Here is an 11,181-nt window from a genome sequence, read left to right as displayed (position 1 = left end):
ATCTGTCTTTTTATAAACAAACGTGCTTTCTGCCATTTTTAAGCATTAATAGTAAATGTATATTTATGTCCTTGCGTCAAGCTTTGATAAAATCCTTCGCCTGTATAAAGCTGAAAAACTTGAACACTTTGACGATCAGCTTCATCTGGATAAACTTGGTCAATGTATGGGTTGTCTGCCAGTACCTCTTGCAGTTTTTCTTTCCCTAATTTTCGCACTTTGCCTTCAATCCGTATCACTTGGATTAAGTACTCTTCTTCTAAAAATCCTGTAATAGCAACCTTAGGGTTAGCCTGTAATTGTTGATAAAAATTAGTCTTCGGGCTGGTCATAAAAAAGACGCCTTCTTCACTCGCCACACCGATGTTGATATGACGGGCATGAGGTTGACCATTTTCATCCACGGTCGAAAATACAGCTACCTTCATATCTTTTTCGAGTATCTTCATAATGTCTTGGATCTCCATGTCTGTTCCTCCTCATACTGTTTTCTCTTCTTACTTCAACTAAATTGCGAAAACAATTTTGTGATGTTTTTCATCAATTTTATTCTAGTATAACAGATTTACCTTGTGAATTCGTTAAAAATCCACTAAAAATTAAGCAATAATTTTTTCACTTGTTAAAACTGCTTAAAGGAATATTGCCTTACTTTTTATTATAGTTTTATTAGAAAGTAAAAATTTCTTTTCATAACGAATTGTTTTCACAAATAGTAGCTGATAGACTCGTGGGTATACTTATTTATTTTAATTTTTTAAGGAGGAGTTGAGAATGGACGAGTTAGGAAACCAGAAGAACAAAGGTTTTTTTGGTTGGGTTGAACGAATCGGAAATAAATTACCCGATCCTGTCGTTTTATTTATTATCTTAGCTGCAATTGTTGTCGTAATATCAGGGATCGCAGGTGCCAGCAATTTAAGTGTGGAATATTTTGATGCTGCCGAAGGGAAAAATACCACAGTAGAAGCTGTTTCTTTACTATCAGCTGAAGGTCTAAATCATATATTCAATTCTGCTGTCGATAATTTCACTGGTTTTGCGCCTTTAGGCACCGTTCTGGTGGCCATGCTTGGTGTTGGTGTTGCAGAATGGACCGGCCTGATTGCTTCTACTTTAAAACGTCTCTTATCTAATGTACCTGCTTTTCTACTTTCAGCGGCTGTCGTCTTTGCGGGAATTATGTCAAACATCGCTTCAGATGTCGGTTATATTGTTATTATTCCTTTAGGTGCACTTATTTTTGCTGGGGCAAGACGGCATCCACTTGCTGGTTTAGCCGCTGCTTTTGCTGGGGTATCCGGCGGGTACTCGGCGAATCTTCTGGTAGGACCCGTAGATGCCATCGTTGTGGAAATCGCCAACGCAGCATTGAGTTCTGCCGGCATTGATTATGAAATGTCGATTACAGCCAATTGGTACTTTATGATTGCTTCGGCCTTTTTATTGACGATTGTCGGAGCTTTCGTTACAGATAAGTTTGTAGAACCACGGTTAGGAGAGTATAAAGGAGACTACCGTCCTGACTTTGAACCGTTAACAAAAGATGAATTAAAAGGATTACGTAATGCTTTAATTGTGCTAATTATTTATGTCATTATTATGGGCTTTTTAATGTTCCCACAAGGCGCTTTGTTTAGAAGCTACGATGAAGCTTTGGGGACAGAATCCATTAACAACTTCCTAGCAACGGGGTTACTTTTAGCTATTTTCTTATTATTTGTGTTGCCTGGTTTAGCCTACGGCGTCACTGTCGGTAAAATAAAAAATTCCTCCGACTTTGTAAAAGGAATGTCTGAGGCAATGAGCTCGATGGGAAATTATATTGTGTTAGCTTTCTTTGCAGCTCAATTGATCGACTATTTCAATTATACAAACTTAGGAACCATTCTCGCCGTATCGGGTGCAGATTTATTAGAGTCTATCCATTTGACTGGCTTACCATTAATTTTAGGGTTCATTATCGTAGCCGGATTTATTAACCTGTTTATTGGTTCCGCCTCTGCCAAATGGGCTATCTTGGCTCCGATTTTTACACCAATGCTTTATAATTTAAATATAGCGCCTGAAATGACTCTTGTTGCTTACAGAATTGCGGATTCTTCTACAAATGTTATTTCGCCTTTATTAAATTATTTCCCGATGATTTTAATTTTTGCACAACGTTATGATAAAAAAGCGGGCATCGGTACTTTAGTATCGACCATGTTAGCCTACTCTATGGCATTTCTAGTGTCTTGGACACTTCTACTTGTTATCTGGTTCCTCTTTAGTCTTCCTTTAGGTCCCGGTGCAAGTCTAACACTATAAACACTAAAAAGTACTTTTGACGATTTAATCGTCGAAAGTACTTTTTATTTTTTCCATTCACCTACAATCCAACTATTTATAATAATGAATCTAGATTAGCTAACATATTTCACCATTATGGGATGCTCAAGACAATTCTTCAAATTCTCACTTTGCCAGTGCATACCTATCACTTTATTATTACATTTAATCTTGTGTTTTTCTTCTTTTGTAGTAAAAACAAACGTACTTGCAAGTCCTCCTTTTTTAAAAGAAATATCGACAATATCTTTATAAGAAATGACCTCGATTTTTTCTTTTAAATCTCCTGTCATAGAGAGCAAGATCAACGTTAAATGATCTTTTCCAAAAATAATAATATACTGTTTCATTGTTAAAGCGCCAAAAGCTCCTAATAAAAATGAATCAATCGCCGTAGCATCTTTTCTACCATAGAGTATATACTGCCAATGGATATAATCAATGTCATGCTCTTTTGCGTAAGCAGTAATATTTTCAAGTTTTGTTGAATTATTCATAAAATCCCTCTTTTTCAGAAAACTTTCGCAGCAGTATTATAACCAATTTTTTTATATAATAATAAAAACAAAAAAAGTAAAACGTTTCTTATGGAGGATAGCCCTATTAACAGATGGTTTTTCCATCATTTTAGCAATATCATTCCCTCTTGCCCTCAAGAACTAGGATTCTTTTACCTCGCTAACGATTTATTTCAATTATAAAAAAACAAACAAATATAATCATATCTTGCTTTTATCAATAGTTCTATTCTTTTATAAAGCAAATCACAAAGCCTTTCTTGTATTATAAGAGATCGTCGATTATACTTAAATTAAATAACATAGTTTGCCGCAGTTAGTCAAATTTATTTTCCTAAAGCCTTATACAGATGTTGTCCTTTATTTTGCTCTTTCTAATTGTTTTATCAGCAAAGTTCATAAGGAGGGAGATAGAATGGGTTATCTTAGAGATATCGCTATATCTATTGTCATTTATGGTTTTTTCGGTTTTGTTTGGTTTGGCTGGGCTTTAGAAGGTCCGAAATCTTCTTGGAAAAAATATTTAGCCATTGCTTGTGGAATTTCATTTTTGGTTGGGCTATTGGGTGTTTACTTTGTCTTTGTCAATCAAAACGAGGCAAGTGCCTTGATGGAAACTACACTATCGAACTGGTATTATTTAACCGTTATCTTTGAGTTTTTACTTGGTGGAATTGTTGCGTACGTATTGTACAAATTGAATCTAGAAGACTACATCGCTCCTTGGATTTGTCTGATTGTCGGTCTCCACTTCTTTCCTTTAGCTTATATTTTTCAAGACCTCACAATGCTCTTACTGGCACTTTTATTGGTAATTACTTCAGCCTTCACAGTTAAACGCATGAAATTCATCTCTTATAAAGCAAGCGCAATAACTGGGATTGGAGCCGGAAGTACATTGCTATTGTTTGCCTTATTTAACATTCTTCGTCTTATACTAGCTTAAATTTCGTGATAGCCCCAAAAAGCCGGAAAACAAAAATTACTATGATAACTAGGATTCTTTGTTTCCGGGTTTTATCTTTCAGAAAACGTATAATAAATTAACGATTATCTTTTCTATTTTCTGCTTGTTTACGTAATTGCTTTTGAGCTTTTTTAGAGCCACGGTCAATATCTCTATTAAATTTTCTTTCATGAAAATCAACAAAAAGTTGTTCTAAATCGTAGTTTTCCGGGTATAGGTGCTCTCTAGATATTTCTAGTGTCAAACGCTTCAACAGTACCGTATAAAATTGTTTGTTTATAGAAATTTGTGCATGATCATGATCTTGATAGCTATAAAAAAGACCACTTTGCTTTAATTCCTGACTCCAAACACGATCCCCTTTTTGAAAAACAGGCTGAGAGGAAGCTTCTTTTATAGGACGTTGTGTTTTTTTCCGCTCAATTTTTGCCGTCGTATAATTTTTATCTACCAAATACTGTCGCGCACTCTGCAAAATTTCCGGATAAATTTCCATTTTTTGAGCAATCCAAAAGGCGTTACTTTGTCCTACTTGATTGAGTAAAAGTTGATATTTTGGGGTTAAAGTTGCTGAATCAAAGGCCATAGCCGCCGTTTGAAAATCTTCATGATTCAAAGCAAAATCTTTAATCTCGCCGTAATGGGTGGTAGCAATAATGGTAGCTTTCTTTTTATACATATATTCCATTGTAGCAATCGCTAGAGCAGCCCCTTCATTAGGCTCTGTCCCACTACCAAATTCGTCTAATAAAATAAGAGTATTGTCCGTGATTTGATGTAAAATATAGCTGATATTTTGCATATGGGCAGAAAAAGTACTCAACGAGTTTTCCAAACTTTGCTGATCACCAATATCAATGAAAATTTTCTTGAAAACTCCTATCGAGGAATTTCCTCCATGGTTCACACACAACCCAAATCCTGTCATTAAGCAAACCAAGGCAATCGTTTTTAATACCACTGTTTTTCCTCCAGCATTGGGGCCAGTAATAATTAATCCCCGATTGTCTATTCCTAAAGTCAAATCTAGCGGGACTGCATCTTGCAATAATGGATGCTTTACTTGGTCGAAAATAAGTTCTTCTTGCTCATTTATTGCGATCTTTTGACCATCGATGCTCTGACTATATTTTCCCCGAGCAAAAATACTATCCAGCTCCACCACAATATCTATACAATAACCAATCGCCGTTGCTTGTTCAGCGATCATTCCTGTTAATGTCGCTAAGATTTGATAAATCTCTGCTGTTTCTTCACTTTTCGCAATAATTAATTGATCATTTAACTTGCGTACACTCTCCGGTTCAATAAAAACAGTAGTTCCTCGATTGGATCGCTCAATAATCGTCCCTGCGATTTTTGATTGAAAGGTGGATTGAATAGGTAAAGTATAGCGGTCCTCTTTTTTTACAATCAGTCGGTCTTGCACCCAGCCATTTGCCGTTGCTTTTTTCAACAGCTTATCACAACTTTTTTCAATCCTTGCCTGGATGTCAGTTATTTTTCCACGGATTTTCTTTAATTCTCGTGAAGCCTCATCTTTCACACGATTTCCATCGACTTTTTCTTGAATAGACGCAATAATCTTCTTAAATTCTGTTAGATCATTTGCATAACGAAATAAAGTTGGCGTCTGATATTGATTTTTTTCGAAAAAAGCTGCTATCAAATGGAAAGAACGTAAAAAATCACTGTATTCAGTTAATTCACTTGCTTCCAAAATAGCGCCCTTTTCAATTTTCTTTGATAAATATTTGATTTGGCTTAAACCCATGAATGGAACGTGCTGATTCGAATTTAAGATTGCCAAGGCTTCTTCTGTTTCAGTTAACCTTTTTTGCACCACCTTATAACTACTAGCAGGCTGCTTGTCTGCTAACCGTTCTTTCGCATAATCACTAATACACCGATCAATAACGTTTTGTTTAACTTTTGTAAATTCAGTTGCTTCATATAAAGCTGAGTTCATTTTTTATATCCTTTCTTATTTGAAATAAGATACCCTAAAAGCAACGAATTCACTCGTTTTCTTAAAAAATGATTTTAACTTTTGAAATTTTTCATTGTTGTGGTTAATATTAAAGACTATTCGAAGTAAAGAACACTACGCCTCGCTTTCGCTCGCCCTAGTACTGTTCATCTCTTCGCTTACGCTTCGATCTCATCAAGGTCTAAGCGACAAGTCGCTAAGGTCTTGAAGGAATCTACTCTCAGCTCCCTTTGGTCACTGACTCGTAGTGATTCGGTTTGGGGAACTACGCTCGTTCCTCTCGCCTAGTACTGTTCATCATCTACTTTCAACTCCCCTTGGTCGTTGAATCGTAGAGATTCACAGCAAAAAAAGAGAGACAGGAAGCCCTATCACCCTTCTAACATTCATTGATTTACCAGGTATCTAAAGGCATAACAAATAAGCTTGCCAAAATTTTAGCTTATTTGTATTCAATTGCTAATTTTAGATACCTGCGACACTCATCAAGCAACCTCTTTCTTTAGAAAACGAGTTTTATTTCCTTTTATTCTAAGATAATTTCTACTACTTGTCAAAAATAGCTAATCGTTACCAAGTAAAAAGCGATTTAATGAACAGATAGCACTGGACTTTTATCAGTATAAAATAAATGTGCTACACATTTACAATCAGAAGAGCCAAATCCTTTTGCTGGTATACTTGCGTTATTTTCCTGCTGCAAATGGGCAAATAGCTGACATTCTCCTAGGTTCCCTGGATAAGTCTGCACTTCTTCTATCTGTAAATAAGGACGCAAATAATCAAGATGCCACTGTTGTTTTTTATCTACTTGAATATGTCTGTTTATCCTAGATTGAATATTACGCTTGGCACTTCCAACATAAACATAATAACCTTTTTCAAAAGAAAAATTTCCCAATTTTCCTATTTGGATATTTTCCTGTTTTTCGGTTAAAAAACCCTTTATAGCATAAAGCGTATGCGTTTCTTGTATTGAACATTTCATTTTTTACCTTCTTTTATAAATCGTTATCCTAACTTTTATTATAGCAAAAACGATGTTAATTCGTTGAAAAATAAAAATCGTTTATTTAATATTTTCTTCTTAAATTACATTTTTTATTAATATTGCTTACACATACTTCTACTATCTTTTTATTCTATGATAAACTAAACCGAAGTATGAATAAATTTTCTGTTTAGAGGAGTCTTTTGGTAATGATCAAAAGTTTTTTACAAAAAAACAAATGGTATATCATCGCAAGTTTTTTTATTCCCGTCATTGTAATGGCTATTATCTATTTAACAATTGGTATCTATCCAGGAAGTGACCGAAGTGTTATGGCTAGTGACGCTTTCTCGCAATTTTCTAATTTTCATGCAAGTTTTCGTAATGCTTTGCTTGGTAAACAAAGCTTTCTTTATACTTGGAATGCTTCCTTGGGTTTAAATTATCTTTCCTTAATTTCTTATTATCTAGGAGGTTTCTTTACTCCGCTTGTACTGTTTTTTCCTAATCAGCTAATGCCAGATGCTCTTTATTTCCTAACATTAATCAAAATAGGCAGTGCTGGATTAAGCTTTTGGTTTTATGCGTCTCATACTTTCAAAATTCCAACAATAGGTCATGTCACATTATCTATTTGTTATGCACTAATGTCTTTTATTACTGCCCAATCTGAACTTATTATGTGGCTAGATGCTTATGTATACTTACCGCTAATTATCTGGGGTATCGATCGCATTCTACAAAAAGGTAAACCAAAACTTTTATTTATTAGCTACTTTATGTTATTTTTCACTAGCTTTTATCTAGGTTTTATGATTGGTATTTTCTCTGTTCTTTACTTTTTAGTTCAACTAATTAAAAACTGGAAGAACAATAAAAAAAGAATTCTGCCTTATTTTGTCACATCTTTTTTAGCCGGCGGTGCTTCGATGATAATCATCTTACCGGCACTGTTAGATTTACGTTCAAATGGTGAGGAATTAACTCAAATTACTAGTTTCAAAACAGAAGCAACCAGTGGTTTTGACTTTTTTATTAAAAACATGATAGGTGTCTATGATACTACCAAATATGGTTCGATTCCTTTTATTTATATTGGTTTATTGCCCCTGGCCTTTTGTGTTTTTTATTTTTTAATCAAAGAAATTTCTTTAAAAGACAAACTTCTTTACGCTGTATTAATTATTCTATTAATTGGAAGCTTTTACTTTATTCCTTTAAATTTATTCTGGCATGGTATGCATGCTCCAAACATGTTTTTATTCCGTTACGCTTTCTTGCTGTCTTTTACAGTGATCATGTTAGCCGGTTTCGGCTGGGAAAAATTAAACCCAATAAACGAAAAAAGACTGCTTTTTTCGTTTAGTTTCTTAGGAATTGCTTTTGCTTTAACCTATCTTTTTGTTTATCAAACCCGCGATTATTTAGAACCTATTTCGCTAATTCTAACTTTAGCTTTTTTGGTTGTTTATTTTATCATTTTTTTCTCTTTTTACTCCAAACGTTTTACACTTAAGCAATTGATTTTATTTCTATTATTATTTGTTACCGCGGAAATGACAATTAACACCAATAGTATGTTAAGGGGAATCCTAGATGACTGGAACTACGCTTCACGTGAGTTATATACAAAGCCTTACCCTGCAATCAATCAACTTATTGGACAAACAAAAGCGGAAAATGACACCTTTTATCGTTTAGAAAATCTTGACCCAGTTTCTGCCAATGATAGTTTTAATTACGGCTATAGCGGAATCAGCATGTTTTCGTCTATTCGTAACCGACACACTTCGGGCTATATGAATATGCTTGGTTTTCGTTCAAGAGGAACAAGCTTAAATATCCGTTATCCTAATAACACATTATTAATGGATAGTTTAGCTGCCGTTAAATACAATTTATCCAAACAGCCAATCAATAAATATGGCTTCCGGCAAGAAGCTAGCAGCGGAGATTATCAACTGTATAAAAATCGTAACGCTCTACCATTGGGCTTTTTGACAGATCCAGCAATTCATAAAGTAACCCAGGTCGAAAATGATAATTTAGCAAATCAAACGAATTTAATGAATCAACTGGCTAACACAAGAGAGACATTTTTCCGATTCCACCCGATTACAATTACTCATTTAAATAACGTAACTGTCAAAAAACAGGGAACACGTACAAATTTTATTGAACAAGAAGGGAATGTAGCCAAAGATGTTAGCTGGGAAGTTACTGTTCCTGCACACTCGCAAGCATATCTTAGTCTATTTCCGACAAACTTTGGTGAATTAGAAAGCTCTACTGCCACAATTACGGTCAATGGGCAACAACGGGAAAGTCAGATTAGCACTAATGGACAGTACTATGACTTAGGATTTTATGACCAACCAACGAAAGTCGAATTCACTGCAAGTTTTTACGGTACCAAAGAAATTTCTTTTCAAAATCCGCAAGTAGTCACTTTGGATACAGACGCCTTACAAAAGAGCATAAATAACATCCAAGAAAATGGCGTTGAAATGAAAACAGGAAAGCGAAACGCACATGCTAAAGTGACTGCAAGTAAAGACCAGACCTTAATCACTACTATTCCTTACGATGGAGGGTGGCATGCAAAAATTGATGGCAACAAAGTCCCTATCCACGCTTTCCAAAATGCTTTTGTCAGTCTAGAAATTCCTAAAGGAGAGCACTCTATAGAATTGACCTATCTTCCACAAGGCTTTTTACCAGGGCTAGCTTCATTTATTACCTGTATCGTTCTATTTATCGGTTTTGATTGGTATTATGAAAAAAGAAAAAAGGAGTAATTCAGACCGTATCGTTCAGCAATATGTAAGGTAATCTTACATATTGCTTTTTTTATTTTCTGATTTCCCAAACAAAAACACTATAAAATACTTAAAAAATAGTTTATATGTTATAAAACCTTACATAAATGATTGACAAGTAACAAACAGCCTGCTATATTACTACTATCATCTTATAAAATGCAGAAAACCAATGCTTTAGTAGATGACAAAATTAGCAAAGGATGGGATGCAATGGAAGAGGCAAAGATAAACGCAAGTAGTATCAAAAAAATAGCCAAAGAGGAAAATGTTCGTTTTCTACGTTTAATGTTTACTGATATCTTTGGAACAAATAAAAATGTAGAAGTTCCTATCAGTCAATTGGATAAAGTTTTAGCTAATAAATTAATGCTGGATGGTTCTTCTATTGAAGGGTTTGTACGTATTGAAGAAAGCGATATGTATCTTTATCCTGATTTAGCTACTTGGATGATTTTCCCTTGGGAAAACGAATATGGAAAAGTCGCTCGTTTAATTTGTGATATTTATAATCCAGATGGCACCCCATTTGCCGGAGATCCTCGTGGAAACTTAAAACGATCATTAGAAAAAATGGAAAGTTTAGGCTTTACTTCTTTTAATTTAGGACCGGAACCAGAATTTTTCTTATTCAAATTAGACGATAATGACAACATTACTATGAACTTAAACGATGCTGGCGGATATTTTGACCTATCTCCCACAGATCTGGGAGAAAATTGCCGTCGCGATATTGTATTAGAATTAGAAAAACTAAATTTTGAAGTTGAGGCCTCTCATCACGAAGTCGCTTTTGGGCAACATGAAATTGATTTCAAATATGCTAATGCTATAGAGGCTTGCGACAATATACAAACCTTTAAACTCGTAGTTAAAACAATCGCACGCAAGCATGGCTTACATGCGACCTTTATGCCTAAACCTCTATTTGGCATAAACGGTTCAGGAATGCATTGTAATATGTCTTTATTTAAAGAAAATACAAATGCCTTTTATGATAAAACAGATGATTTACAATTAAGTCAAAACGCTTATCATTTTTTAGCTGGTTTGTTAAAACACGCAAGAGCATTTACAGCTATCTGTAATCCTACTGTTAATTCCTATAAACGACTTGTTCCTGGTTATGAAGCACCTGTATATATTGCTTGGTCCGGCAGGAATCGTTCTCCATTAATTCGTGTACCTGAATCAAAAGGGGCTTCTACTCGCCTAGAATTACGTTCTGTTGACCCTACAGCTAATCCCTACCTAGCTTTATCCGTACTTCTACAAGCCGGCTTAGATGGTATTGAAAACCAGCTAACTCCGCCCAAACCTATTAATCGTAATATTTATACTATGGCTAAAAAAGAACGTACTGACAACGGGATCTACGACTTACCCACTACTCTGCACGAAGCGCTCAAAACGTTAGATGAAGATCAACTACTTAAAGAGACTTTAGGCTTGCATATTTACACAAGTTTTGTGGAAGCTAAAAAACAAGAATGGGCAGCTTTTTGTCAAACTGTTTCTGAATGGGAAAAAGAACAGTATCTTGAACTATTTTAATTTTTACGTTT

Annotated in this window: 8 protein-coding genes; 4 read left to right on the top strand and 4 right to left on the bottom strand. The window is 34.9% G+C overall.

Annotated features, from left to right (window positions below; translation table 11 throughout):
• Window positions 1-38: 38 nt before the first annotated feature.
• On the bottom strand, window positions 39-467 hold the full coding sequence (locus tag TS1_RS11630; protein ID WP_068710646.1) for a pyridoxamine 5'-phosphate oxidase family protein: 429 nt from the start codon (window positions 465-467) through the stop codon (window positions 39-41).
• 307 nt (window positions 468-774) lie between these two features.
• Here TS1_RS11630 and TS1_RS11625 point away from each other — a divergent pair, with 307 nt between their 5' ends.
• Window positions 775-2,310: an AbgT family transporter gene (locus TS1_RS11625; protein WP_068710645.1), complete on the top strand. Its 1,536-nt coding sequence runs from the start codon at window positions 775-777 to the stop codon at window positions 2,308-2,310.
• Between the two features lie 95 nt (window positions 2,311-2,405).
• Here the strand turns inward: TS1_RS11625 and TS1_RS11620 are convergent, their stop codons facing one another.
• On the bottom strand, window positions 2,406-2,828 hold the full coding sequence (locus tag TS1_RS11620) for a PH domain-containing protein (RefSeq protein WP_068710644.1): 423 nt from the start codon (window positions 2,826-2,828) through the stop codon (window positions 2,406-2,408).
• 436 nt (window positions 2,829-3,264) lie between these two features.
• On the opposite strand from TS1_RS11620, the gene TS1_RS11615 reads away from it, so the two are divergent.
• A complete protein-coding gene (locus TS1_RS11615) occupies window positions 3,265-3,795 on the top strand; it encodes a hypothetical protein (protein WP_068710643.1) in 531 nt (176 codons plus the stop codon).
• Window positions 3,796-3,892: 97 nt separating this feature from the next.
• On the opposite strand, the gene TS1_RS11610 is transcribed toward TS1_RS11615, so the two are convergent.
• Entirely contained in the window at window positions 3,893-5,785 is a 1,893-nt protein-coding gene (locus TS1_RS11610) for an endonuclease MutS2 (RefSeq protein WP_068710642.1), read from the bottom strand.
• A 610-nt stretch (window positions 5,786-6,395) separates the two neighbouring features.
• Complete coding sequence (locus TS1_RS11605) at window positions 6,396-6,794, bottom strand: GIY-YIG nuclease family protein (RefSeq protein ID WP_068710641.1); 399 nt, start codon at window positions 6,792-6,794, stop codon at window positions 6,396-6,398.
• 206 nt (window positions 6,795-7,000) lie between these two features.
• On the opposite strand from TS1_RS11605, the gene TS1_RS11600 reads away from it, so the two are divergent.
• A complete protein-coding gene (locus TS1_RS11600) occupies window positions 7,001-9,595 on the top strand; it encodes a YfhO family protein (RefSeq protein ID WP_157061676.1) in 2,595 nt (864 codons plus the stop codon).
• A 234-nt stretch (window positions 9,596-9,829) separates the two neighbouring features.
• Complete coding sequence (gene glnA / locus TS1_RS11595; RefSeq protein WP_068710639.1) at window positions 9,830-11,170, top strand: type I glutamate--ammonia ligase; 1,341 nt, start codon at window positions 9,830-9,832, stop codon at window positions 11,168-11,170.
• Window positions 11,171-11,181: the final 11 nt, after the last annotated feature.

Origin of the sequence: Tetragenococcus solitarius NBRC 100494, from assembly GCF_001544195.1 — a bacterium.
Lineage (GTDB): Bacteria > Bacillota > Bacilli > Lactobacillales > Enterococcaceae > Tetragenococcus > Tetragenococcus solitarius.
This window is presented reverse-complemented; position numbering and strand designations above follow the sequence as displayed.

What these genes read in the sequence shown, in the direction of transcription:
- TS1_RS11630 (WP_068710646.1), bottom strand. Translation starts at nt 467, where the DNA reads ATGGAGATCCAAGACATTATGAAGATACTCGAAAAAGATATGAAGGTA.
- TS1_RS11610 (WP_068710642.1), bottom strand. Translation starts at nt 5,785, where the DNA reads ATGAACTCAGCTTTATATGAAGCAACTGAATTTACAAAAGTTAAACAA.
- TS1_RS11625 (WP_068710645.1), top strand. Translation starts at nt 775, where the DNA reads ATGGACGAGTTAGGAAACCAGAAGAACAAAGGTTTTTTTGGTTGGGTT.
- TS1_RS11605 (WP_068710641.1), bottom strand. Translation starts at nt 6,794, where the DNA reads ATGAAATGTTCAATACAAGAAACGCATACGCTTTATGCTATAAAGGGT.
- TS1_RS11620 (WP_068710644.1), bottom strand. Translation starts at nt 2,828, where the DNA reads ATGAATAATTCAACAAAACTTGAAAATATTACTGCTTACGCAAAAGAG.
- TS1_RS11615 (WP_068710643.1), top strand. Translation starts at nt 3,265, where the DNA reads ATGGGTTATCTTAGAGATATCGCTATATCTATTGTCATTTATGGTTTT.
- glnA (WP_068710639.1), top strand. Translation starts at nt 9,830, where the DNA reads ATGGAAGAGGCAAAGATAAACGCAAGTAGTATCAAAAAAATAGCCAAA.